This window comes from Nocardia sp. NPDC005745 (assembly GCF_040630775.1).
Taxonomy (GTDB): Bacteria; Actinomycetota; Actinomycetes; order Mycobacteriales; family Mycobacteriaceae; genus Nocardia.
The window spans coordinates 167995-192699 of sequence record NZ_JBEXYF010000016.1; the positions used below are offsets into that span (position 1 = coordinate 167995).

General features: G+C 68.8%; 26 protein-coding genes. 18 read left to right on the forward strand and 8 right to left on the reverse strand.

All coding sequences use genetic code 11. The annotated features are described in order from the left end of the window. Positions 1–110 precede the first annotated feature (110 nt). Positions 111–971, reverse strand: coding sequence for an SDR family oxidoreductase (locus ABZ420_RS19060; RefSeq protein WP_357124190.1), 861 nt, complete (start codon positions 969–971; stop codon positions 111–113). Positions 972–1044: 73 nt separating this feature from the next. On the opposite strand from ABZ420_RS19060, the gene ABZ420_RS19065 reads away from it, so the two are divergent. After that, positions 1045–1635: a helix-turn-helix domain-containing protein gene (locus tag ABZ420_RS19065; protein WP_357124193.1), complete on the forward strand. Its 591-nt coding sequence runs from the start codon at positions 1045–1047 to the stop codon at positions 1633–1635. A gap of 118 nt (positions 1636–1753) precedes the next feature. After that, complete coding sequence (locus ABZ420_RS19070; RefSeq protein ID WP_357124197.1) at positions 1754–3070, forward strand: aspartate aminotransferase family protein; 1317 nt, start codon at positions 1754–1756, stop codon at positions 3068–3070. 9 nt (positions 3071–3079) lie between these two features. Here the strand turns inward: ABZ420_RS19070 and ABZ420_RS19075 are convergent, their stop codons facing one another. Further along, complete coding sequence (locus ABZ420_RS19075) at positions 3080–3583, reverse strand: nitroreductase/quinone reductase family protein (protein ID WP_357124200.1); 504 nt, start codon at positions 3581–3583, stop codon at positions 3080–3082. Positions 3584–3685: 102 nt separating this feature from the next. Between ABZ420_RS19075 and ABZ420_RS19080 the strand changes: the two genes are divergently transcribed. Both ABZ420_RS19080 and ABZ420_RS19085 read left to right on the forward strand, forming a co-directional pair. Beyond that, a complete protein-coding gene (locus tag ABZ420_RS19080; RefSeq protein ID WP_357124203.1) occupies positions 3686–4054 on the forward strand; it encodes an arsenate reductase family protein in 369 nt (122 codons plus the stop codon). Between the two features lie 44 nt (positions 4055–4098). Next, the gene (locus ABZ420_RS19085) at positions 4099–4779 is read left to right on the forward strand and encodes a TIGR00266 family protein (protein ID WP_040867188.1); all 681 of its coding nucleotides are present in this window, start codon (positions 4099–4101) and stop codon (positions 4777–4779) included. Positions 4780–4797: 18 nt separating this feature from the next. Here ABZ420_RS19085 and ABZ420_RS19090 read toward each other — a convergent pair whose 3' ends face one another. Beyond that, positions 4798–5367 carry an NUDIX domain-containing protein gene (locus ABZ420_RS19090; protein WP_357124206.1) on the reverse strand — a complete coding sequence of 190 codons (570 nt, stop codon included), beginning with the start codon at positions 5365–5367 and terminating at the stop codon, positions 4798–4800. Between the two features lie 54 nt (positions 5368–5421). Here ABZ420_RS19090 and ABZ420_RS19095 point away from each other — a divergent pair, with 54 nt between their 5' ends. Beyond that, the gene (locus ABZ420_RS19095) at positions 5422–5802 is read left to right on the forward strand and encodes a nitroreductase family deazaflavin-dependent oxidoreductase (protein WP_357124209.1); all 381 of its coding nucleotides are present in this window, start codon (positions 5422–5424) and stop codon (positions 5800–5802) included. 10 nt (positions 5803–5812) lie between these two features. On the opposite strand, the gene ABZ420_RS19100 is transcribed toward ABZ420_RS19095, so the two are convergent. From ABZ420_RS19100 to ABZ420_RS19120, 5 genes are all read right to left on the reverse strand, one after another. Continuing rightward, positions 5813–7009 carry an Ig-like domain-containing protein gene (locus tag ABZ420_RS19100; protein ID WP_357124212.1) on the reverse strand — a complete coding sequence of 399 codons (1197 nt, stop codon included), beginning with the start codon at positions 7007–7009 and terminating at the stop codon, positions 5813–5815. A gap of 447 nt (positions 7010–7456) precedes the next feature. Next, positions 7457–8254, reverse strand: coding sequence for a helix-turn-helix domain-containing protein (locus ABZ420_RS19105; protein WP_357124215.1), 798 nt, complete (start codon positions 8252–8254; stop codon positions 7457–7459). Between the two features lie 220 nt (positions 8255–8474). Next, on the reverse strand, positions 8475–8762 hold the full coding sequence (locus ABZ420_RS19110; protein ID WP_357031658.1) for a DUF427 domain-containing protein: 288 nt from the start codon (positions 8760–8762) through the stop codon (positions 8475–8477). 66 nt (positions 8763–8828) lie between these two features. Continuing rightward, complete coding sequence (locus tag ABZ420_RS19115; protein WP_357124218.1) at positions 8829–9380, reverse strand: NUDIX domain-containing protein; 552 nt, start codon at positions 9378–9380, stop codon at positions 8829–8831. A gap of 107 nt (positions 9381–9487) precedes the next feature. Beyond that, positions 9488–10705 (reverse strand): DUF418 domain-containing protein, encoded by a 1218-nt coding sequence (locus ABZ420_RS19120; protein WP_357124221.1) that lies wholly within the window; start codon positions 10703–10705, stop codon positions 9488–9490. A 121-nt stretch (positions 10706–10826) separates the two neighbouring features. Here ABZ420_RS19120 and dop point away from each other — a divergent pair, with 121 nt between their 5' ends. The 13 genes from dop to ABZ420_RS19185 all read left to right on the forward strand — a co-directional run bounded on the left by dop (position 10827) and on the right by ABZ420_RS19185 (position 24475). Next, on the forward strand, positions 10827–12326 hold the full coding sequence (gene dop, locus ABZ420_RS19125; RefSeq protein ID WP_040867183.1) for a depupylase/deamidase Dop: 1500 nt from the start codon (positions 10827–10829) through the stop codon (positions 12324–12326). A 331-nt stretch (positions 12327–12657) separates the two neighbouring features. Further along, positions 12658–12852 carry a ubiquitin-like protein Pup gene (locus ABZ420_RS19130; RefSeq protein ID WP_014986166.1) on the forward strand — a complete coding sequence of 65 codons (195 nt, stop codon included), beginning with the start codon at positions 12658–12660 and terminating at the stop codon, positions 12850–12852. Next, complete coding sequence (gene prcB, locus ABZ420_RS19135) at positions 12849–13703, forward strand: proteasome subunit beta (RefSeq protein WP_062972808.1); 855 nt, start codon at positions 12849–12851, stop codon at positions 13701–13703. Before ABZ420_RS19130 ends, prcB begins: the two co-directional genes overlap by 4 nt. Before the next feature lie 2 nt (positions 13704–13705). Then, positions 13706–14482: a proteasome subunit alpha gene (gene prcA / locus ABZ420_RS19140; protein WP_357124225.1), complete on the forward strand. Its 777-nt coding sequence runs from the start codon at positions 13706–13708 to the stop codon at positions 14480–14482. A 219-nt stretch (positions 14483–14701) separates the two neighbouring features. Further along, positions 14702–16060, forward strand: coding sequence for a Pup--protein ligase (pafA, locus tag ABZ420_RS19145; protein ID WP_174186519.1), 1359 nt, complete (start codon positions 14702–14704; stop codon positions 16058–16060). A gap of 21 nt (positions 16061–16081) precedes the next feature. Further along, positions 16082–16378: a thiamine-binding protein gene (locus ABZ420_RS19150; protein ID WP_357124228.1), complete on the forward strand. Its 297-nt coding sequence runs from the start codon at positions 16082–16084 to the stop codon at positions 16376–16378. A 119-nt stretch (positions 16379–16497) separates the two neighbouring features. After that, positions 16498–17493 carry a YafY family protein gene (locus ABZ420_RS19155; RefSeq protein WP_357124231.1) on the forward strand — a complete coding sequence of 332 codons (996 nt, stop codon included), beginning with the start codon at positions 16498–16500 and terminating at the stop codon, positions 17491–17493. Beyond that, on the forward strand, positions 17490–18467 hold the full coding sequence (locus ABZ420_RS19160; RefSeq protein ID WP_062972814.1) for a YafY family protein: 978 nt from the start codon (positions 17490–17492) through the stop codon (positions 18465–18467). Before ABZ420_RS19155 ends, ABZ420_RS19160 begins: the two co-directional genes overlap by 4 nt. 22 nt (positions 18468–18489) lie before the next feature. Beyond that, positions 18490–19539: a 2-dehydropantoate 2-reductase gene (locus tag ABZ420_RS19165; protein ID WP_357124234.1), complete on the forward strand. Its 1050-nt coding sequence runs from the start codon at positions 18490–18492 to the stop codon at positions 19537–19539. Positions 19540–19603: 64 nt separating this feature from the next. Further along, on the forward strand, positions 19604–19861 hold the full coding sequence (tatA, locus tag ABZ420_RS19170) for a Sec-independent protein translocase subunit TatA (RefSeq protein WP_062972818.1): 258 nt from the start codon (positions 19604–19606) through the stop codon (positions 19859–19861). A gap of 98 nt (positions 19862–19959) precedes the next feature. Then, positions 19960–20913 (forward strand): twin-arginine translocase subunit TatC, encoded by a 954-nt coding sequence (gene tatC / locus ABZ420_RS19175; protein ID WP_357124238.1) that lies wholly within the window; start codon positions 19960–19962, stop codon positions 20911–20913. Between the two features lie 3 nt (positions 20914–20916). Next, positions 20917–23619: an RNA helicase gene (locus ABZ420_RS19180; RefSeq protein ID WP_357124241.1), complete on the forward strand. Its 2703-nt coding sequence runs from the start codon at positions 20917–20919 to the stop codon at positions 23617–23619. A 163-nt stretch (positions 23620–23782) separates the two neighbouring features. Next, complete coding sequence (locus tag ABZ420_RS19185; protein WP_357124244.1) at positions 23783–24475, forward strand: DUF4333 domain-containing protein; 693 nt, start codon at positions 23783–23785, stop codon at positions 24473–24475. Positions 24476–24705 lie beyond the last annotated feature (230 nt).

The window sequence follows — 24705 nt, forward strand, 5'->3', positions numbered from 1 at the left end:
GTATTCGCGGTAGTGCGTCATGGTGCTCGATGTTGCCGCTAGGGGTGAACACCATTTCCGCCGATCCGCCGATCGATCTCGACGAACGGTCGGCCGCACTTGTGTGTGGCTCAGGGCCTGCGGGCGCCGGTGATGCCTCCTTCATGGGAGGAAGTTGGCGCGGGCGACAGGGGCTGCGTGGGCTGGCGGCGGGCCATCCAGCCCATGAGCCGGACCATCGGGCGGCGTGGCAGGAGTTTGCCGGCGAGGGCGAGCGGTCGGCCGTTGGTGATCACCGACGGGGGCGCGGACCGGCGGTCGAGCGTGGCGAGGGCAATCGTCACGACCTGCTCGGGGGTTGCCCGTTTCGTGCCGTAGTCGGCGGACTGGCTGCCGGCGACGTCGAAGAACTCGGTCTGCATCGCGCCGGGGCACACGGCCAGCACGCGGAGGCCGGTGCCGCGGGTCTCTTCCCACAGTGATTCGGTGAAGCTGAGGACGAAGGCCTTGGTGGCGCCGTAGACGCTCAGGTATGGGGTCGGCTGGAAGCCCAGCAGGCTCGCGACGTTGATCAGGACGCCGGTGTCGGTGGAGGTCAGCGGGTCGATGTAGGCGCGGCTGAGGTCGACCAGCGCGCTGACGTTCAGCGCGATCATGCTTTGCAGGCGGTCGGGATCCTCGTCGGTGAACGCGTTGTGGGTACCGAAGCCGGCGTTGTTGACCAGTCCGGTGGCGTAGATGCCGCGGGCCTCGAGTTCGGCGCGCAGCGTGCGGCCGGCGTCGGGCAGGCCGAGGTCGCGGGCGACGGTGGTCACCGTGACTCCATGGGCGTGGGTGAGTTCGGCGGCCAGGCTCTCGAGCCGGTCCGCCCGGCGGGCTACCAGAACGAGGTTCGCGCCGCGGCGGGCCAACTGGCGGGCGAATTCGGCGCCGAGGCCGGAGCTGGCGCCGGTGACGATGACGGTCTGACGGTGATAGTCGATTTTGCTCATGTCATTCACTCTACGCACCTTGTTGCACGGAGTGCAATAAGGTGCATCATGTGAGATGACGTACCATCGGTGCATGGCTCCGAAACCGACACCTCTTCGGGAACAGACCCGCTCCGTGGTCCGCTCGCTGCTCGCCCGGACCGCTATCGAGCTGTTCGCCGCCAAGGGCTACGACAACACGACCCTCGAAGAGGTCGCCTCCGCGGCGGGCGTCTCCCGGCGGACCCTGTTCAACTACTTCCGCAACAAGGAAGACCTCGCGCTCAGCAGCCTGGCCGAACAGGGCGAACTGATCGCCGCGCGCCTCGCGCAGCGCCCGGCCGACGAGGATGCCTGGGCGGCGCTGCGGGCGGCGTTCCAGGTGCTCGAGGAGATCGACATGACAGCCGAAGGCCGCTTGGAGTTCATCACGCTGCTGTTCGGCAACGATTCCCTACGCGCCGGACACGCCGAGAAGCAAGCCCGCTGGCAAGACCTGTTCGCACCGCTGATCGAGCCGCGACTGCCCGACTCCGACCGCCGCACCCTGCAAGCCCGCGCGATCGCGGCCGCAGCGATCATCTGCCTGCAGGCAGCCAACGAGGAATGGGTACGCCTGGGCGGACAGGTCGACCTGTTCGACCTCTACGACACCGCCGTACAGGCCATCCGCCGCCCCGCCTGAAACCGGGCCCGACACGAGGGATCTCGTCATATGCCGCGCCTCCAGCCTCGCAGGCGCCCCGATAGGGCTATGGTGCCAATGTGCTGTTCTATCCAGGTTCGAAGGGGGAATTCGCCCCATGAGCGGGTCAGATCACGTCTTCTATCCCTGGAGCGCACAGGCCGAGTTGAACCCGGCCCCCATCACCGGGGCGTTCGGCTCCTACTTCTGGGACGACACGGGCAAGCGCTACCTGGACTTCTCCTCACAGCTGGTCAACGTGAACATCGGCCACCAGCACCCGGACATCGTCGCCGCGATCGTCGCCCAGGCACAGCGGTTGGCGACCATCTCGCCGACCGTCGCCAACGACGTGCGCAGTGAACTGGCCCGGCTGATCGTCGAGCGGGCTCCGGGCGAGCTGAACCGGATCCTGTTCACCACGGGCGGCGCGGAGGCCGTCGAACACGCGGTGCGCCTGGCGCGAAGCTACACCGGGCGCACGAAGATGCTCGCGGCCTACCGCTCCTACCACGGTGGCACGGGGGTGGCGATCGGCCTCACCGGGGAACCGCGGCGTTGGGGCGCGGAGCCGACCAATGTGGACGTGGTGCGATTCTTCGGGCCCTACCCGTACCGATCGCCTTGGGGCACGGCCGGTCCCGAGGAGGAGACGGCCGCCGCGCTGGCGCACCTGCGGCAGGTGATCGAGCTGGAGGGTCCGCAGCACATCGCCGGGCTGATCCTGGAGACGGTGGTGGGCACCAACGGTGTGCTCGTCCCGCCGCCCGGTTACCTCGCGGGCGTGCGAGCGCTGTGCGACGAGTTCGGCATCGTCTACATCGCCGACGAGGTGATGGTCGGGTTCGGCCGGGTGGGTGAATGGTTCGCGGTGCAGGCGTTCGATGTCGAGCCGGACATCATCACCTTCGCCAAAGGGGTGAACTCCGGCTATGTCCCGCTCGGGGGCGTACTCATGGCCGAACGCATCGCGCAGCGCTACGACCATGTGGTGTATCCGGGCGGACTCACCTACGCGGGGCACCCCTTGGCCTGCGCGGCCGGCGTCGCTTCGATCGCGGTGTTCGAGCGTGAGGGAATTCTGGATCACGTGCGTTCGGTGGGCGCCGATGTGCTCGGAAAAGGCCTGCGTGAGTTGGCGGCTCGTCATCCGAGTGTCGGTGAGGTCCGTGGGCTGGGGTTCTTCTGGGCGCTCGAGCTGGTTCGGGATCAGCGCAGCGGGGAACCGCTGATCCCGTTCGCGGCGACGGGCGCGGACGCCGAACCGATGCTCGCGGTCACCGCCGCGGCCAAGGCGCGCGGGCTGTGGCCGTTCAACGCGGGCAACCGTTTCCAGATCGCGCCGCCGCTCACCACGACAGCCGACGAACTGCGCACCGGCTTGGAGATCGTCGACGAAGTGCTCGACGTCGCCGACGGCTACGTCCGGAACTGACCCGCCCGCTCAGTGCGGCGTCAGTTCCACCACCACGCCGCCCTGCTGCCAGGTCTGGTAGATGTCGGCCTTGGAGGGCGAACCGTCGGCGGTGAAGCCGATGCCGTTGTACTTCGCGTTCTGCTTGTTGTCGCGCGCGACGATCTCGTAGAGCCGGAGCACGTCGGCCTCGGCGGTGTGGACGACCGGGACGAAGGTGCGCGGTTCGCCGCCGAAGGAACCCCGTACGGGATCACCCGCCCGCAGGTTCTTCACCCATGGACGCAGGGCGGTGCCGATCAGCAGGTTGTCACCGTGCCGGGTGTAGGCCAGCGGCACATCGTAGACCTTCCCGGACTTGCGTCCGACGACGTGCAGGACCATCAGCCGTTTGCCGACGACGCCGGATATGCCCGGCACGCGCAGCAGCGTCCGCACGACCCGATTCATCAGGACCTGGTACGACGGGATGGGTTCGGGACCGGACGTGGTCGGTGTGCCGTAAGGGTTTTCGGACGATGCGTGCTCACTCATGCTCCCAGTATCGGAGTACGCGCCGCACTTCGCGGGACGACGTCCGAGATCCGCGAATGGGCACCCGATGGCGGCGGCGGGCGCCGTCGGTACCCTCCGTGTATGACTTCCGGGCAAACAGAGATCTGGCACAACCCGCGGTGCAGCAAGAGCCGCAACGCCACCGCGTTCCTGGACGAGGCCGGTGTCGACTACACCGTGCGGAAGTATCTGGACCAGCCGCCGACTGCCGCCGAGCTGCGTGAGGTGCTGCGGCGGCTGGGCGCCGAGCCGTGGGACATCACCCGCACCGGCGAGCAGACCGCCAAGGATCTCGGCATGGCGAGCTGGGCGCGGACCGCGGCCGACCGCGACCGCTGGATCGAAGCACTGGTGGAACATCCGGGACTGATCCAGCGACCGATCGTGCTGACCGCCGACGGCGGGGCGGCCGTGGCCCGCGACGACGCCGCGCTGCGCGACCTGCTCTGACGGCCGTGCCCGCGGGGCAGGCCCCGGCGGTAGGGTCGGCGGGCATGAAGGTACAACTGCGCCACAGCCCGGCCGCCGCCATCGCGCGCTGCTTCCTCGCGGGCGGCGAGCCGATGCGGGTCGAGAGCGGCGCCATGGTGGCCCATTCGGCGGGAGTGACGTTGCAGGCCAAGGCCGAGGGCGGCATCCTGGCCGGGTTGAAGCGCTCGGTGCTGGCCGGGGAATCGTTCTTCGTCTCGACGTTCACCGCGCCGCCGCAGGGCGGCTGGGTCGACGTGGCGCCCGCGCTTCCCGGTGACGTGCTCAATCTGCAGATCGCCCCGGATCGGCCGTTCTTCATCAGCCGCGGGGGCTGGATCGCCAACTCGCACGGCGTGCAGGTGGAGAGCAAGTGGGGCGGTTTCGCCAACCTGTTCGGCGGCGAAGGCGGATTCGGCCTGCGCGCGCACGGCGAAGGCGAGATCGTGGTGGGCGTGTTCGGTGCGATCGATGTGATCGACTTGCAGCCGGGCGAGCCGATCACGATCGACACCGGGCATGTGGTCGCCTACGACCTGGCGATGAATTTCACCATCCGGCGGGCGGTTTCGGGTCGATCGATCCAGTCGTTGAAGTCCGGCGAGGGCTTCGTCTTCGACTTCACCGGCCCCGGCCGGGTGCTGCTGCAGACGCGCAATCCCGGCGCGTTCGCCGCTTGGGCCGGGTCGGCCGCCTCGCCCAGCTGAGCACGAGGCGTCCTGCCCCTACCCGGCGCTCACCAGCAGGTCCCCGATCAGCAGGCGGGTGTCGGGGACGAACGGCCAGTCCGGATCGGCCAGACGCGCGCGCAACTCGGCGTCGGTCCACCACCATCCATCGGCGATCTCGTCGGGTTGGTGACGGACGGGACCGTCGTAGCGCAGTTCGTACGCGTACAGGTGGCATCGCATCGGACGGCCGGCCCATTCGCCGTCCCAGGAGACCCGCGCCAGCGGCTCCGGGGACAGCTCGGCGGAGTCCGGCGTCACACCCAATTCCTCGGCCAATTCCCGCAGGGCGGTCTCGCGCGGCGCTTCGCCCGGTGCGACCACACCACCGGCCAGGCAATCGTGCATGCCCGTGAAAACGAGCTTGGTGTCGGTGCGACGGTGCACGTAGACGCGCGCGCCGTCACCGGACCGCAGGAGCACACCGGCGCTGGCGTGCCACAATCCCTCGCGATAGACCGTGGCCCGCTCGGCCTCGCCGACCGGGTTACCCGCCCGGTCGTAGACCGCGATCGACTCGGCCCTCGGGTCTCCGGCGTGGGGCGACGCACGATGCGGAGCGGACACGGGGTCGAGCGTAACGTGAACACCGCACGCCACAGGGAGAGAGGATCGCCGCCCATGGTGCTTCCGCACGCACTGGCGAATTTCAACCGGCATTTCACCAATCCGACCGCGGGCCTGGTCGCCGGCCGCGCCCCCGGCTTCGGCATCGTGCTGCACAAGGGCCGGAAATCGGGACGGTCCTATCGCACCCCGGTCATGGTCTTCGAGCAGGACGGCGCGTACCGGATCGCGCTGACGTACGGCCGGAATGTCGACTGGGTCAAGAACATCGGCGCGGCGGGCACATTCGCGCTGGAGACCCGCGGTCACGTCGTCGAACTGACCGATCCGGTGGTGCGGCGCGACCCCTCCGCGGCATGGGCGCCGGTGGGGGTCCGGCAGGTGCTGAAGACGATATCGGCGGACTATTACGTCGAGTCCCGTCCGTTGGGGTGAAAGGCCGCCGTCAGGCGGGGGCGCCGCCGCGAAGCCAGTCGGTCCACGGGATGCTCCAATCGCCGTTGTGCCAGATGTCGAGGGGTTCGCCGCCGGTGTTGCGGACCTCGACGACATCGCCGGGGATGACGAAGTCGTAGAACCACGCGGCGTCGGCAGGGGAGATGTTCAGGCAGCCGTGTGAGACGTTGGTGTTGCCTTGGGCCCACATGCTCGCGGCCAATTCGTGCACGAAGATTCCGTCGTGGCTGATGCGGACCGCGTGGTTGATGCTCGTGCGGTAGCCGAGCGCGGAGCCGGTGGGGAGGCCGTAGCTGGCGGAGTCCATGATCACCGGATCGTTCTGGTCGAGCACGGTGTAGACGCCCGGGCGAGTCCAGAACGACATGACTCTGCCGCCGACGACCGCGGTGCCGCCCATGCCCATCGAGGTGGGCATGGTGCGCACCAGGTTTCCGTTGTCGAAGACCTCGATCTGTTTGGTGTCGTCGTCGGCGATCGCGACGTGCGCGGGCCCGATATTCACCGAAACCCGTTGGTCGCGCGCGCCGTAGCGGCCATCGCCCAGCGCGCGGCCGAAGAGTTCGGCCGCGATCGTGATCCTGGTGCCCGGTGCGTGATAGTGCTCCGGCCGCCAGTGTGCGTTCTGATCGTCGAGCCAGTACCACGCACCGGCGACGGCAGGCTGGGTGATGACCTTCAGGTGGCGTTCCGCGGCGGCCCGGTCCACGGGTTCGTCGAAATGGGCTACGAGCACGAAACCTACTCCGTAGCTGTCATTTTCGGTCAGATCGACGAGATTGGCGGAGCGCAGGGAGACATCGATGAGCTGTCGCGGTGCCACCGTGGTGCAGGTTGTGGTCGCGGTGACGTCGCCGGTTTCACCGTGAGCCACGGCTTTCGCGGTGTAGGTGTGTCCGTAGCCGAGTGGTTCGGCGGTGGTCCAGGACCGATGATCGGGTGCCGGTACGCCCGGCAGCGATCTGCCCGTTTCATCGGTCCATTCGACCGACCGCAGCGTCCCGTCGGTGACGGTGATCGTGCCGGGACTGCGTGCTTCGACATCGTGTGCGCCGGGTGCGGGATCGAACCGGATTGTGGCGGGCACGGGAGGTGGCGCGAGTTCTCGCGTCCACCCCCATCCGGCCAAGGCGAGGCCACCCGCACCGGCGAAGCCGATCAGCAGCCGACGACGTCCCAATGCCACCGTCTATCTCCCTTCTCCGGGTGCTGGGCCGACCTCTGTCCGCCAGCATGCGGCAGCTGAGCGCCGCCAGGGGCACCGACGCCCAGCATCTCCACCGATCCGCCGCACAACCGATACCGTTCCTCGATCGATCCGGGTTCTCGTAAGCCGCTCGTCGGTGATCTGCCAGGACCTGGATCAGATGTTCACGCCGACTCCACTCACCGGCGGCCTGCCCGGCCACCTCGGGCACCCCTATTGCGAGCCCGTTGCCCTCGGCCACGTGTTCGCAGCACCGCGCGGCGGCATCCCACGGGTGGGCGACTCTTCCCCGTCACCGGTGACGGCAGCGACTGGTGGGTGCCGGTGTCGAGGCGGCGGCTGCTGGATCGTCGCATCGGCTTACGCAACGGAGAAGAACGATCGGCGAGTAGGGGGCGAGCGCGAGCCGATCGCCGGGCGGAAGAGTTACGCGTCCGGGGCCGATTCGTCGATGCGGCTCAGCACCGAGGGCGGGAGCCCGAAAGTCCGGCGGCAGGTGCGGGTGAGGTCCGCGCCGTCGGAGAAACCCGCGGCGTGCGCGGCGGTCGTGAGGTCGTCCCCGGCCAGTGCGCGGGTCCGCGCGATGTGCAGCCGCAGCCAGACGATGTAGCGCCGCAACGGGATTCCCATCTGCTCGGTGAACAGATGGGAGAGCCGGGGCGCCGGAATGCCGAGTTGGCGAGCGACGTCCGAGCCGCGCACGGAGCCCGTGCGCACCAGAGCGGGCAGCAGTTGCAGGGCCGCCGTGATCACCGCGTGCCGCTCGCCCGCGCCGGACGCTCCGTCCTGCGGCAGCAGTTCGTCGACGACAGCGGTGACCTGCGCGGTCAGATCGCCGCTACCCGCCGTGATGCCCAGGGTGTCGGTGCTGTCGGCCCAGCCGTTGAGATGGGCCCTGCGGTCGGCCGCCGCACCGGCGGCGGTCTCGGGATCGAGGTAGACGGCCGTGCCGTGCGCGGCGCCGACGTCGATGCGGTGGGGTGCGTCGGTCGGCACGATGACGTGGGTGCCCTGCCTGCGGACGCCGCTGCCGTCCACCACCACGATCGGAGTGCTCGCGGCGACGATCTGCACCGCGTGGTGCGCGTGCAACTCCGTCGGACCGATCGATCCGGCGAAAGCCAGGACCCCGGGCCGCAGCAGCGCGACACCCGCCTGCGATGGTTCGTCCGCTGCGCCCACAGGCGACATCGAGAAGCCGTTGGTGACCAGAGCCTTCATCATGGGATGCTCCCGGCTGAGACACTCGCGCTGAATCCTGGGATGAGCGTATCGGTTTCGCGCGGGCGGTATTCCCGATTCCTCCGATTACCACCCGTCGCCGCGATCGGGCCCGCGGTGCCGCCGACCCGGCCCGCCGATCACCGCCCGGACGGCCTCACGACCGGATTCCAGGATCGATCATGAGTTCGCTATTCGATTGCTCGCAGCGAAAGTCCGCCGGTCAGTTCTCGGTCACCTCGACGCCGCGCCAGAACGCGACATAGTCCTTGATCTGCGCCGCCTTGGTCTTCGGCTCCGCGTAGTACCAGGCGGCATCGGTATTGGAGTCTCCGTCGACCACCACCGTGTAGTAGCTGGCGGTGCCCTTCCACGGGCAGTAGGTGTGCGTATCGGAGGGCTGGAAGAACTCCGGCTGGATGGAGTCCGGCGGGAAGTAGTGGTTGCCCTCGATGAGGATGGTGTCGTTGCTGGTCGCCAGGACGCGGCCGTGCCATGTTGCCGTTGCCATCCTTCGATTCTGCCCCGATCTCGTATGTGGTGCGGCGGCCGAATAAACCGGGCCGCGGCCAGGCGGTCACACGGGACGATCAGGTCGCAACGCGGGCCGGTGCAGCTCGACGGCCAACGCCACGAGTTCGCTCAGGTGCTCGCCGTCGGATTCGGCTCGCCGCATCGCCTCGGCGACCGGAAAAGTGCGTACCTCGAGGATCTGCTCGGCGTCGTAGGGATTGGTCGGCGCGGAATCGAGCACCACGTCGGCGGTGCACCAGAGCCACGCCTTGTGCGGATGGGGCTGCCACTCGCGATGCGGCGCGGCGCTGTTGCTCGTGGCGTGGTGGGCGCCGAACCACGCGATCGGTCCGATCGGGCGCGCTCCCGCCTCCTCGAGCAGTTCGCGGCGCACACACGCGTCGATCGACTCGCCGCGTTCCCTGGTGCCGCCGGGAATCAGCCAGACGTCGCGATCGTCGCGGCACAGGACGATCTCGTCGCCGACGAAGCAGACCACGTGGATGTTGGTGACCAGCTCGTCGGACGGGAGCGTGGTGGAGAACCGCACATCCAGATCACCCCATGCCCAGTGGGCCGGGGTGTGCAGCAAGGGGTAGCGATCGGCGAGCGTCACAGTAAGACGGTAGCGGCAGCCGAGCGCCGTGTCCGGCCCTTTCGTCCGCGCCCCGGTGCGACAAGCCCAGCGGCGCAGCCGAGTTCGGCGCCGAGCCGGTCGGCATGTCAGGCCCGCGGGCGTTCGCTGCGTTCCCGGGACAGCGTCCGATAGCTCACGTTCCAGAACCACTCCACCGGCCCTCGCTCGAAGCGGCGTAACCACAGGTGCGCTCCGCTCGCGATGATCACCGCCACCAGCAGGTAGACACCGATGGTGAACGGGACGCGGTCGCCGGGTGCGACGCGGGCGGCGAGTCCCGAACCCCAGCCGTAGCAGAGCGTCGACGCCACCAGGTTCTGCAGGATGTAGCAGCTGAGCGCGGTGCGGCCGATCTCGGTGAGGCGCCGCCCGGCGAACCCGGCCACGGGATGCCGCAGGTACCACTCGGCGACCGCAGCCAGAATGCCGAGACCGACGAACGGGGCGCTGCCGTAACGGGTGAACAGGATGAGGTCGCCGCCGCCGACGAGGCCCACGGCCGAGTCGATCGGCGCCGCCACGCCGAATCCGAGGATCATCAGCCGCTTCCGGATCCGGTCGCCTTCCGGGCCGAACACCCCGGCCCGAAACAGCCGGGCGCCGGTCAGGAACAGCGCGACCGACATCGCGAAGACGAAGACCGCCTCCACCCGGAACAGCCCGGCGTGGCCGAGCCGGAACATCGCGAGATCCCAGAACGAGCCCTCCGCGTATGGATTCGGGTCCAGCGCGGGAGGTGCGGCCGGATCTCGGCGCGGTGCGAACACCAGCGCCAGCGCGATCAGCGTCAACATCGACGCGTGCACGGCCGCCGCGCCGACCAGCCAGCGCCGCTGCGCGCGCTCGCCGGTGGCGAGCACGAACGCGACGACGAGGCCGGTCACCGCGTAACCCATCAGGACGTCGAACTCGGCGACGAAGACGAAATTGAGCAGGCCGTCCAGCAGCAGGAGTCCCGCGCGCAAGGGGTACTTGCCCGGCCAGCGGCGCCCGGCCGTCGTCGCGGAGCGCTGCTGGATGGCCAGGCCGATGCCGAACATGACGGTGAGCAGCCCGAGGAACTTGCCCTGCGCCGCCTGTTGGAGCACACGCTCGGTCCACGTCCATCCGCCGGCCTGCCCGCCCAGGTCGTGCAGGTAGCCGACCAGCCCCTGCGGGTTGGTCATGATCCAGATGTTGGTGCCGAGGGTGCCCAGAATCGCGATCCCGCGTAGCACGTCCAATGCGACGAGCCGGGTGCGCGCGGGCGCCGATCGTCGTTGTTCGGTGGTCTCCGCGCGGCGGTCGGCGATCGATTCGGACATGTCCCGACTATCGCGCCGACCTGCGCCGCGACGAGTCCTCCGGAAGTACCACCTGCGGTATGACATTGGACTCCGCCGGTCGCGACCGGTTGCGCCGGGTGCGTCGCATAGGCTCGACAGCATGCAGCGCATCATCGGAATAGAGGTCGAATACGGCATCTCGACCCCGACCGAGCCGTCGGCCAACCCGATCCTCACCTCGACCCAGGCGGTCTTGGCCTACGCCGCGGCGGAGGGCGTGCCGCGTGCGAAGCGCACCCGCTGGGACTACGAGGTGGAGTCGCCGCTGCGCGACGCGCGCGGATTCGACCTGAGCCGGATGAACGGGCCCGCGCCGGTGATCGACGCCGACGAGGTGGGTGCCGCCAACATGATCCTCACCAACGGCGCCCGGCTCTACGTCGACCACGCCCACCCGGAATACTCCGCGCCCGAGGTCACCGACCCGCTGGACGCGGTGATCTGGGACAAGGCGGGCGAGCGGGTGATGGAGGCCGCCGCGCGGCACGCCTCGAGCGTGCCGGGGGCCCCGCGGCTGCAGCTGTACAAGAACAACGTCGACGGCAAGGGCGCCTCCTACGGCACCCACGAGAACTACCTGATGAGCCGGGACACCCCGTTCAACCAGATCATCGTCGGGCTCACCCCGTTCTTCGTGTCCCGGCAGGTGGTGTGCGGCTCCGGCCGGGTCGGCATCGGCCAATCCGGCGACCACGCGGGCTTCCAGCTGTCCCAGCGCTCGGACTACATCGAGGTCGAGGTCGGCCTGGAGACCACGCTCAAGCGGGGCATCATCAACACCCGCGACGAACCGCACGCCGATGCCGACAAGTACCGCAGGCTGCACGTCATCATCGGGGACGCCAACCTGGCCGAGATGTCGACCTACCTCAAGGTCGGCACCACCGCCCTGGTCCTCGACCTGATCGAGGCGGGGGAGGACCTGTCGGACCTGCAATTGGCGCGCCCGGTCACCGCGGTGCACACGATCAGTCACGACCCCACGCTGCGGGCGACCGTCGCGCTCGCCGACGGCCGTGAGCTGACCGGCCTCGCGTTGCAGCGCGTCTACCTGGACCGGGTGGTGAAATTCGTCGATCGCACCGGCAACGACGACAAGCGCGTCCAGGACATCATCGAGAACTGGGCGATGGTGCTCGACCTGCTCGAACGCGATCCGATGGAGTGCGCCAACCTGCTCGACTGGCCCGCCAAGCTGCGCCTGCTGGAGGGTATGCGCAGCCGGGAGGGTCTCGGCTGGGCGGCCCCCAAGCTGCACCTGATGGACCTGCAGTACTCCGACGTGCGCCTGGACAAGGGCCTCTACAACCGTCTGGTCGCCCGCGGCTCGATGAAGCGCCTGATCAACGAGCAACAGGTCCTCGACGCCATGACCAACCCGCCCACCGACACCCGCGCCTACTTCCGCGGCGAATGCCTGCGCCGCTTCGGCGCCGACATCGCGGCGGCCAGCTGGGACTCGGTGATCTTCGACCTGGGCGGCGACTCCCTGGTCCGCATCCCCACCCTGGAACCACGCCGCGGCACCAAGGCCCACGTCGGCAAGCTCCTCGACGGCGTGACCACGGCAGCCGACCTGGTCGAACAGCTCACGACGTAGTTTCCGGCAGCGCGTGTCCCGGCCATCCCACGGTCGGCCGGGCTACGCGTGTTCGGCGACGCCGGGGACGCTCCGGACATCGGCGAGGATTCGCTACTGTCCTACGCCACCACACCAGCTCAGCCCCGGGTTTCGAGCGAAGCGAGGCCGAGCCTGAAAAACAAACACCGGCCGCGAACACGCCGCGCCCGCGCGGCCGATGACACAGCAAAATAGGCACACTGTCGGTGCTGGTAGGTAGTGTTGAGGAACGAGCACGGACAATGCTCATGATCGGGATCGTGCTCACGATGGGTCCCGGTCATGGTGAGGACAGAGGAGGTCGGCTGCCATGGCACAAGAGCAGACCAAGCGCGCCGGGGGTGGCGACGAGGACGAGGGCCCGGACGGTGTGGATGCCGCCGGTCAGGAGCGCCGCGAGAAGCTGGCGGAGGAAACCGACGACCTGCTCGACGAGATCGATGACGTGCTCGAGGAGAACGCCGAGGACTTCGTCCGCGCGTACGTGCAGAAAGGTGGCCAGTGACAGTCGGTGACCCCTCGCGTCTCCACCTGGGGTACGCCCTCTCTTCCTTCTCCGACTATCTCCGTATGCATGCTCCGGACCTGTTGCCTGCCACCAGGTTCGGACAGGGTGCCGCCGGAATATCCGGCGGCACTTCCGCGAAGGAGATAGCCCCGCACGGCACCACCATCGTCGCGGTGAGTTACCGCGGCGGTGTGCTGATCGCCGGTGACCGGCGAGCGACGCAGGGGAACCTGCTGGCCAGCCGGGACATCGAAAAGGTCTACATCACCGACAGCTATTCCGCCGCGGGCATCGCGGGCACCGCGGGCATGGCGGTGGAGATGGTGCGGATCTTCGCGGTGGAGCTGGAGCACTACGAGAAGCTCGAGGGCGTGCCGCTGACCTTCGACGGCAAGGCCAACAAGCTGTCGAAGATGGTGCGCGAGAATTTGCCCGCGGCCCTGCAGGGTCTGGCGGTGGTGCCGATGCTGGTCGGTTACGACCTGGGCGCCACCGACCCGGACAAGGCGGGTCGCATCGTGTCGTTCGATGTGGTGGGTGGACGCAGCGAGGAGCGTTTCGGGTACGCCGCGGTCGGTTCCGGCTCGGTGTTCGCGAAGTCCGCGCTGAAGAAGTTGTACGCCAAGGGAATCGATCAGGATCGCGCGCTGCGCATCGCCGTCGAGTCGTTGTACGACGCGGCCGACGACGACACCGCGACGGGTGGCCCGGATCTGGTGCGCGGCATCTTCCCGACGGCGATCGTGATCGATGAGGAGGGTGCGGTCGAGGTGACCGAGTCGCGGCTCGCGGAGATCACTCGCGGAATCGTCGCCGACCGTGAGGCCGCCGAAGAAGGGACCGCCTGAGCATGACGTTGCCGTACTACGCGTCGGCCGAGCAGATCATGCGCGACAAGACCGAACTGGCCCGCAAGGGTATCGGTCGGGGGCGCAGCGTCGTGGTGCTGACGTATGAGAAGGGTGTGCTGTTCGTCGCGGAAAATCCGTCCACGACGCTGCACAAGGTGAGTGAGCTGTACGACCGCATCGGGTTCGCCGCGGTCGGCAAATACAACGAGTTCGAGAATCTGCGCCGGGGCGGCATCCTGCAGGCCGACATCCGCGGGTATCAGTACGATCGCCGCGATGTCACCGGTCGTGCGCTGGCCAACGCCTACGCGCAGGCCCTCGGATCCATCTTCACCGATCAGCTCAAGCCTTACGAGGTGGAGATCTGTGTGGCGGAGGTGGGTTATCCGGAGCAGGCGCCGCAGTCGGTGCTGTACCGGATCACGTTCGACGGGTCGATCGTGGACGAGCGGGAGTTCGTGGTGATGGGCGGCACGACCGAGCCGATCGTCACCGCCTTGAAGTCGTCCTACCAGCCGGGTCTGGACCTGGCCTCCGCGGTCGGCGTCGCGGTGCGCGCGCTGCAGGCGGGCGTGCCGGAGGGCACGGAGAAGGAGAAGCGGGTCCTGGGCGTGAACACGCTCGAGGTCGCGACCCTGGAGCAGGCGCGTCCGCGCCGGGCGTTCCGGCGGGTCGCGGATGCCGCCCTGGAGCGGCTGCTCAGCCCGGCCGAGGCAACCGATGCGTCCGAGAAGGAAGCGGAGCCCCCGGCGAAGGACACCCCGCCGGCGGAGTGATCCGCCGGGGGCGACGAGCTCGGCGGCCCGCGAACGACACCTCGTTCGCGGGCCGCGTCGGCATGTCCGCAACCGGTGGCGAGGGGGGCATCCTTCGGTCGAAGCGGCGTTTCGTCCGGGCAAATTCCGACAAAGCGGGCCAAATCGTTGTGAAGACGTATGCATACGGGTTGTTCGGTGCACCCCGCAAGTCCCGCACATGGCTGTAATGTCGATGGTGTGCAGCGACGAATTATGGGGATCGAGACCGAGTTCGGTGTGACATGCACCTTCCACGGTCACCGTCGACTGTCCCCCGACGAGGTGGCCCGGTATCTGTTCCGCCGGGTGGTGTCCTGGGGCCGTAGCTCGAACGTGTTCCTCCGCAACGGTGCTCGGCTCTACCTCGATGTCGGGTCCCACCCGGAGTACGCGACCGCGGAGTGCGACAACCTGGCGCAACTGGTGACCCACGACCGTGCGGGCGAGCGGGTCCTCGAAGAGTTGCTGATCGACGCCGAGCAGCGTCTGGCCGAAGAAGGCATCGGCGGCGACATCTACTTGTTCAAGAACAACACCGACTCCGCGGGCAACTCCTACGGCTGCCACGAGAACTTCCTGGTGGTTCGCGCGGGCGAATTCTCCCGGATCTCGGACGTGCTGCTGCCGTTCCTGGTCACCCGCCAGCTGATCTGCGGCGCGGGCAAGGTGCTGCAGACGCCGAAGGCGGCCACGTTCTGCCTGTCGCAGCGCGCCGAGCACATCTGGGAGGGCGTCTCCTCGGCGACCACCCGCTCGCGGCCGATCATCAACACCCGCGACGAGCCGCATGCCGACGCGGAGAAGTACCGCCGCCTGCACGTGATCGTGGGCGACTCCAACATGTCCGAGACCACCACCATGCTCAAGGTCGGCACGGCCGCCCTGGTGCTGGAGATGATCGAGGCGGGCGTCTCGTTCCGCGACTTCGCCCTGGACAATCCGATCCGTGCGATCCGCGAGGTCAGCCACGACCTGACCGGTCGCCGTCCGGTGCGCCTGGCCGGTGGACGGCAGGCCAGCGCCCTGGACATCCAGCGCGAGTACTACGCCCGCGCCGTGGAGCATCTGCGCAATCGGGACCGCGATCCCCAGATCGACCAGGTGGTCGACCTGTGGGGCCGCACCCTGGACGCGGTCGAGGCGCAGGACTTCGCGAAGGTGGATACCGAGATCGATTGGGTGATCAAGCGCAAGTTGTTCCAGCGCTACCAGGACCGGTACGGCATGGAGCTGTCCGATCCCAAGATCGCCCAGCTGGATCTGGCCTACCACGACATCAAACGCGGGCGCGGCGTCTTCGACCTGCTGCAGCGCAAGGGACTGGCCAAGCGCGTCACCGAGGACGAGGCCGTGGACGCGGCGGTGGACACTCCGCCGCAGACCACCAGGGCCAAGTTGCGCGGTGACTTCATCACCGCCGCGCAGGAGGCGGGCCGCGACTTCACCGTCGACTGGGTGCACCTCAAGCTGAACGACCAGGCGCAGCGCACCGTGCTGTGCAAGGACCCGTTCCGCTCGGTGGACGAGCGCGTCGATCGCCTGATCGCGTCCATGTGACCGGGCGGGCATGATCGAGGCATGATCATCGCCTTCTCCGTCACACCGCTCGGGACCGGCGTCGACGTCGGGCGCGCGGTCGCCGAAGCGGTCCGCGTGGTGCGCGCCAGCGGACTGCCCAACCACACCGATGCCATGTTCACCACCGTCGAGGGCGAGTGGGACGAGGTGATGGCCGTGGTGAAACAGGCGACCGATGCCATCCTCGCCGTGGCGCCACGGTGCAGCCTGGTGCTGAAGGCCGAGATCCGGCCCGGCGTGACCGATGCGATCACCGCCAAGGTGGAGAAGGTCGAGCGATACCTGGCCGAGGGCTGACAGCGGTTTCGCCCAGGCCCCTGTCCCTGACGCTGCGAATTGTCGACGTCGCGGCCGAAACATCGCCGAATCGCGCGCCGCCGCGCGGTGGCGCGGGTGCGCAGATTACCCTCTATCGGGTGGCGATATCCAAGGTCGAGCGGCTGATGAATCTGGTCATCGCGCTGCTGTCGACCCGGCAGTTCCTGACCGCTGAGCGGATCCGGGACAGTGTGGCCGGATACGAGGACTCCGCCAGTGACGAAGCGTTCAGCCGGATGTTCGAGCGGGACAAGAACGAACTGCGCGATCTGGGCATTCCGCTGGAAGTCGGCCCGGTGAGCCGGTACTCGACGATCGAGGGCTACCGGATCAACCGCGACGCCTACGAGCTACCCGACATCGACCTGACCGACCAGGAGGCCGCCGCTGTCGCGGTGGCCGTGCAGATGTGGGAATCGCCCGAGTTGGCCGCCGCCGCGGAGGGCGCGCTGCTCAAGCTGCGTGCCGCGGGCATTCACGTGGAGACCGATGTCGCGGTGGCCTCGGTGCCCGCCGTTCCCGCGCGCACCCGCGGCTCGGAACCGGTGCTCGGGAAGCTCTTGGCCGCGATCGATGCCGGTCAGGCGGTGCGGTTCGAGCACCGCGGCGCGATCAACGCCCCCTATCTGATGCGCGATGTGGAGCCGTGGGGCGTCGTCACCCATCGCGGCCGCTGGTACTTGGTCGGGCACGACCGCGACCGGGACGCGGTGCGCAGCTTCCGGCTGTCGCGCATCGGCGACGAGGTGACCGCGTACGGCGCGCGCAATGTGGTCCGCAAGCCCGCGGGTGTGGATCTGCGTGCCATCGTCGACCAGGTCACCAGCACCTCGCCGGTCAGCGGGTCGGCCACGGTATGGGTCGCCGAGGGCCGGGGACGTGAGCTGCGCAGGATCGGGCAGGTCGTCGGCGAGCGCACCGTGGCCGGCCGGGCGGGTTCGGTGGTGGAGCTGCCGGTGCGATCGCGCGACTGGCTGGCCCGGCTCATCACCGGCCTCGGCCCGGACGCGGTGGTGCTGGCTCCCGAGTCGCTCCGCGCCGATGTCATCGCGCGGTTGCGTTCGGTGTTCGACCGGACGGAGGTGCGGGCATGAGCTCGCGGCTCTCGGTGCGGCTTTCCCGGCTGCTGAACATGATCCCGTACTTCATCGCCCACCCCGGCATCAGCGCCGCCGAGGCCGCCGCCGACCTGGGCGTCACCACCAAGCAACTGATGAGCGACCTCAACCAGCTCTGGATGTGCGGCCTGCCCGGCTACGGTCCGGGCGACCTGATCGACCTGTCGTTCTCCGAGGAGAGCATCGAGGTCACCTTCTCCGCAGGTATCGACCGGCCGTTGCGGCTGACATCCACCGAAGCGACCGCGCTGCTGGTCGCGCTGCGCTCGATCGTCGACATGCCCGGCATGGTGGACCCCACCGCGGCGCACGCGGCCATCGCGAAGATCGAATCGGCGATCGCGGGTGGCGCGTCCACCGACGCCGACGGGCGATTCCCGACGCCGCCGCAGGAGGCGCCCACGGTGGCGGCCGTGCGCTCGGCGCTGGCGCTCGGCCGGGCGCTGCGGCTGGTGTACTACTCCGCCAGCCGCGACGTGGTGTCCGAACGCATCGTCGACCCGATTCGCATCGTTCTCGTGGACGACAACAGCTATCTGCAAGCCTGGTGCAGGCAGGCCGAGGGAGTGCGGCTGTTCCGCTTCGACCGGATCGAAGCGGCGACCGAGCTGGACGAACTCGCCCGGCCGCCGAAGCATGCGACCGAGGCGACGGCGGGCCTGGACCTGTTCCAGGACGATCCGGCGGTTCCCTTGGCGCGTCTACGAATCCACGCCGACTACGCCTGGGTTCTCGATCAGTACCCGATGCACCGGCTGGCGGTGCATCCCGACGGCAGCTTGGAGGCGACCATGCGGTTCGCCACGCTGGACTGGATGGCCCGCCTGCTGCTCGGTTTCGGGGCGGGCGTCACCGTGCTCGGGCCACCGGAGCTGGTCGCGGCGGTGCGCGAGCGGTCCAACGCCGCGCTGGCCGCCTACGAGGAAGCCGGATTCCTGGGGGCTCGATGAGAGACGAAGAGGCCCTACCGGCATGAACAGTCGTGTGCTGGTGGTAGGCGCGGGCAGCATCGGCAACTTCGTGGGCGGCAAACTCGGCGTGGCGGGCGCGGAGGTCACCCTGGTCGGCCGCAGACGGGTGCTCGACGAACTCGGCTCGTCCGGGCTCCGGCTCACCGACCTCGACGGCGGTGACGAGGCGTTACCCGCGGACCGATTCCACCGCGCCACCGAACCGGATGACGTCGGATCGGCCGATCTGGTGCTGGTCACGGTGAAATCGGCGGCGACAGCGGCGGCGGTGCGCGATCTCGCGGGCAAGATCAGGCCGGGCACCGTGGTGCTCAGCCTGCAGAACGGTATCGGCAACGACTCGGTGATCCGCGAGATCCTGCCGCATTGCGTGGTGCTGGCAGGCATGGTGATGTTCAATGTCGTGCACCATCCCGGCGGCCGTTTCCATCGCGGCACCGAGGGCGGGCTCGCGGTGCAGGACGACCCGGCGCTGGCGCCGTACCTGGACGTGTTCGAGCGGGCGGGACTCGGCTTGCGGCGGTACCGCGACCTGCGCCCGGTGCAGTGGGCGAAGCTCCTGCTCAACCTCAACAACCCGATCAACGCGCTGTCGGGGCGCCCGCTGCGGGAGCAACTCGCCGAGCGGGACTACCGCCGCTGTCTCGCGCTGACTCAGCGCGAAGCGCTCGCGGCGATGAACAAGGCGCGAATTCGCCCCGCCCGGCTGACTCCGCTGCCGCCACGGGTGATGGCCACGCTGCTGACCGTCCCCGACGGCCTGTTCCAGCGGGTGGCCGGACAGGTGTTGGCCATCGATCCGATGGCGCGTTCATCCATGGCGGACGACCTGGAACTGGGCCGTAAGACCGAAATCTCCTGGCTGTGCGGAGAAATCGTGGGACTGGGCGCGATGGTCGGGATGCCGACACCGGTGAATCAGCGGCTGATCGAATTGATCGTCGCCGCCGAGCAGGGCGGCAGGCGCGCGTGGACCGGCCCGGAATTGCTCGGCCAGTTGCGGGCCGCCGCGGCGGGCGCCGTGCCCGGACGCGGGGCGAACGAGCAGTGACGGCAGCGTTCGCGCACGTCACGGTCCGGTAGCATCGAGGCATCACAGTCTTGGGAGGTAGATCATGGGCAGTCTGAGCATCTGGCACTGGCTGATCATTGCGGTGGTTTTCGTGATGTTCTTCGGCGCGAAGCGGATGCCCGACGCGGCCCGCAGCCTGGGCCGGTCGTTGCGCATCTTCAAGAGCGAGGTCAGTCAGATGCAGCACGAGAGCAACGCGTCCGACAGCGGCGCGCCGGCTCAGCAGCCCGCACCGCAGCTGCCCGCCGCGCAGCAGTCGCCGCAGGCCACCGAGCCCCGTACCGAGCCGAAGTCGGTCTGAGCGGATCCGCTCGCGCCGGAGTGAGGAACAGCTCACTCCGGATTCAGTGCTGTTGCCGAGCTGAGCGAGGCACGTGAACCCAGGGGCGATCACCAACCATGCGAATCCCGTTCGATCCGCGGCGTAGCAAGCGCAGGACGAATCCCGACGGCACGATGTCGTTGGTCGAGCATTTGCAGGAGCTGCGTTACCGGTTGCTGGTGTCGATCGCGGCGGTGATCGCGACGACGGTACTGGGGTTCCTGTGGTACGGGCACGGGTTCCTGGGGGTCGAGAGCCTGGGTGAGATCCTGCGCGGGCCGTACTGTTCGCTGCCCGCCTCGGCGCGCGCGACGTTGAGCCAGGACGGGGAGTGCCGTCTGCTGGCGACCGCGCCGTTCGAGCAGTTCACGTTGCGATTGAAGGTCGGCATGACCGCGGGCGTCGTGCTGGCGGCGCCGATCTGGCTGTACCAGCTGTGGGCGTTCATCACCCCGGGGCTGTATGCCAAGGAACGCAAATACGCGATCGGGTTCGTTTCCTCGGGCACGGTGTTGTTCGCCGCGGGGGCGGTGCTGGCCTATGTGGTGATCGCGCACGCGTTGAGCTTCCTGCTGACCATCGGCGACAACGTGCAGATCACGGCGCTGAGCGGGTCGCAGTATTTCAGTTTCATCCTGCAGTTGCTGATCATCTTCGGGGTCAGTTTCGAGACGCCGTTGCTGATCGTCGGATTGAACCTCGTGGGAGTGCTGACCTATCAGCGGCTCAAGGCGTGGCGGCGCGGGATCACCTTCGGTTTGTTCGTGTTCGCGGCGATCGTGACGCCGCAGGATCCCTTCTCGATGCTGGCGCTGGCGTTGGCGCTGACGGTGTTGTTCGAAGTGGCGATCCAGTTCTCCCGGATCAACGATCGCCGCCGGGCGCGCAAGGAGCGCGAGGGCCTTGGTGCGTTGTCCGACGAGGAGGCTTCCGATCTGGGCGCCCCGGAGCCGATCGATCCGGCCGAGTCGCTCACCACCCCTGCGGAGAAATCCACACGACCGGTGTCGGACTACTCCGATACGCTCTGACGAGTGACAGATGACCGGTCGCAGACGGGCGAGTTGGCCGTATTTTCCGCCGAGCTGAAGTTCCGGCTGGATCCCTTTCAGCGTGCTGCCTGTGCGGCGCTCGAGGAAGGCCACAGCGTCTTGGTCTGCGCGCCGACGGGCGCGGGCAAGACGGTGGTGGGCGAGTTCGCCGTTCACCTGGCGCTGGCGGCCGGTGGGAAGTGTTTCTACACCACGCCCATCAAGGCGCTGTCGAACCAGAAGTTCGCCGACCTCACCGAGCGCTACGGCCGTGACAGCGTCGGGCTGCTGACCGGCGACCAATCGATCAACCCGGGCGCTCCGGTGGTCGTGATGACCACCGAGGTGCTGCGCAACATGCTCTACGCCTCCTCGGACGCGCTGCGCGGACTGTCCTACGTCGTGATGGACGAGGTGCACTACCTCGCCGACCGGTTCCGCGGCGCCGTGTGGGAGGAGGTCATCCTGCACCTGCCTCCGGACGTGCGGCTGGTCAGCCTTTCGGCCACGGTGAGCAATGCCGAGGAGTTCGGCGCCTGGATGGAAACCGTGCGCGGCGACACCGCGGTGGTGGTCGACGAGACCAGGCCGGTGCCGCTGTGGCAGCACGTCATGGTGGGGCGGCGGATGTTCGACCTGTTCGACACCAAATCCACCGAACAGAAGGTGCTCGTCGACGAAGACCTGGTGCGGTTCATCCGCCACCGCGAGGCCGCCGACCGGATGAACAGCTGGGGCCCCCAGCGCAACGGCCGCGGCGGCCCACGCCGGGACTTCCGTCCGCTGCCGCGGCCGGAGGTGCTCGCCAAACTGGACGAAGAGGGCCTGCTGCCCGCGATCACGTTCATCTTCAGCCGTGCGGGTTGCGACGGCGCGCTCGCGCAGTGCCTGCGCTCGCGGCTCGACCTGAGCCGTCCGGACGAGCGCCACGAGGTCGACGCGATCATCGACAAGCACACCGGCGATCTGCCCAAGACCGATCTCGAGGTGCTCGGTTACTGGGAGTGGCGCGAGGCGCTGCACCGCGGCCTGGCCGCGCATCACGCCGGGATGCTGCCCGCGTTCCGGCACACCGTCGAGGAACTGTTCGTCAACGGGCTGGTGCGTGCCGTCTTCGCCACCGAGACGCTGGCCCTCGGCATCAACATGCCCGCGCGCACCGTCGTGCTGGAGCGGCTGGTCAAGTTCAACGGCGAATCGCACGCCGAACTCACGCCCGGCGAGTACACCCAGCTGACCGGGCGCGCGGGGCGGCGCGGTATCGACGTCGAAGGCCACGCGGTGGTGCTGTGGCAGCCCGAGGTGGACACCAGCGCGGTCGCCGGTCTCGCCTCGACGCGCACCTACCCCCTGCGCAGTTCGTTCCGGCCGGGCTACAACATGTCGATCAACCTCATCGACCGGATGGGCGCCGACGAATCGCGTGCCCTGCTGGAGCGGTCGTTCGCCCAGTTCCAGGCAGACCGGTCGGTGGTCGGGCTGGTGCGCGGCATCGAGCGCAACGAGGCGGCGCTGCGCAAGCTGCGCGACCAGATCGGCGGCGCGGAAGGCGGGTTCCTGGAGTACCTGTCGCTGCGCGACCGGATCAAGCAGCGCGAGCGGCAGCTGACCCAGCAGAGCCGCGCCGACCGGCGAGGCGCCGCGGTCGACGCGCTCGGCGCGCTGCGGCGTGGCGACGTGGTGGCGATTCCCTCCGGCCGACGCGCCGGGCTCGCGGTGATCCTGGAGCCGGACGCGACCCCCGGCGATCCGCGGCCCCTGGTGCTCACCGAGGACAAGTGGGCCGGCCGGGTGTCGGTCGCCGATTTCCCGGTGCCCGCCGAGGCGCTCGGGCACATGCGGCTGCCGCGCCGGGTGGATCACCGGACCGCGCGCATCCGCCGCGATCTGGCCTCCGCGCTGCGCAGCACGGGGATCTCGGTGCCGGGCAGGCCGCGGCGCGGCAGGCAGTCCGCCGCTGCCGACGACCGGGAACTGGCCACGCTGCGCCGCAGCCTGCGCGCGCATCCGGCCCACTCGCGGCCCGATCGCGAGCAACTGGCCCGGGTGGGTGAGCGCTACAACCGGCTGCTGCGCGAGACGGAGGCGATGCGCCAGAAGGTTGCCGCGACCACCAATTCGCTGGCGCGCACCTTCGATCGCATCCTCGGCCTGCTGGAGGAACGCGGATTCGTGCAGGAGAGCGAGGTGACTCCGGACGGACGCAGACTGGCTCGCCTCTACGCCGAAAGCGACCTGCTGGTCGCCGAATGCCTCAGGAAGGGGCTGTGGCGCGGCCTCGGCCCGGCCGAACTGGCCGGCGTGGTGTCGGTCCTGGTGTACGAATCCCGCCAGGAGGGTGGCTATCTCGGCGCGAGCGGTCCGACGGCGCCGATCCGGCGGGCGGTCGGCGCGACCATCGGGGTCTGGTCCGAGCTGCGATCCGACGAGGCGCGGCACAAACTGCCCCCGACCAGGGAGCCCGATCTGGGTTTCGTGGACGGCGTCTACAAATGGGCGCGGGGCGATGGATTGGCCGAGTCGTTGCTCGCCAGCGGTGACCAGGGCGCCCCGCTGTCGGCCGGTGATTTCGTGCGCTGGTGCAGGCAGGTGATCGATCTGCTCGACCAGATCCACGGCACCGCCGACGATCCCGAGGTCGCGGCCACCGCGGCCAAGGCGGTGCGGGCGATCCGCCGGGGCGTCGTGGCGGTGGACGCCGCCTGAGCGGCGTGAGCGTCGGGCTCGCGGCGGCGGCAATAACAACACGGCGGATTCGATTGTGATTTGATTTCTTTCGCGTACCGACCGTGGCGGAATAGTCGTGTCATGCGACGAGGCCCACGCGGGGGGCTACCGTGTGTACAACGATGCGAGTGGAGGCAAGCAGATGAGCGGCCCGTACGGACCGAACGACCCCGGGGAGGGACGCAACGATCCCACCCAGCAGTGGAGTGGACAGCAGGCGCCGGGCGGAGCCGGTCCCACGCAGCAGTGGGGTGGTCAGCCGCAGACTCCGGCCTCCGCCCAGCCGACCCAGCACTGGGGTGAGCAGCAGCAACCGCAGCAGCAGTGGGGCCAGCAGCCGCAGCAGCCGCAGTGGGGCCAGCAGCCGCAGCAGCCGCAGTGGGGGCAGCAGCCCGCACAGGGCCAGCCGCAATGGGGCCAGCCGCAGCAGGACTGGGGCCAGCAGGGGCAGCAGCCGCAGTGGGGGCAAGCGCAGCAGCCCCAGCCGCAGTGGGGCGCTCCCGGCCAGCCGCCGCAGCAGGGCGGCAAGGGTAAAGGCTTGATCATCGGTCTGTCGCTGCTCGGCGTCGCGGTGGTCGGCGCGATCGTCGCGCTCGTGCTCGTGCTGACCGCCAAGGACCAACTGGACCAGGCCGCGGTGCAGGACGGCGTGAAGAAGGTGCTGTCGGACTCCTACGGCATCCAGGACATCAGCGACGTCTCCTGCCCCTCCGGACAGGAAGTCAAGGTCGACGCCACCTTCGAATGCAGCGTGAAGGTCAGCGGCGAGGCCAAGAAGGTGAACATCAAGATCACCAAGGACGACGGCACCTATGAGGTCGGTCGCCCCAGCTAGGGTGTCGATTTTCCCAGCGCTTGCGGCGCTGGGTGTTCGCAGGCCCCTTGGTGGCTCGCGTCCGAGCGACCGCCGCTTGCTCCTTCGTCGCCTACGCGACGGCCACTCGGACGCGAGCCGGGCTGTGTTTGTTTTGCCAGCGCCTGCGGCGCTGGGTGTTCGCAGGCCCCTTGGTGGCTCGCGTCCGAGCGACCGCCGCTTGCTCCTTCGTCGCCTACGCGACGGCCACT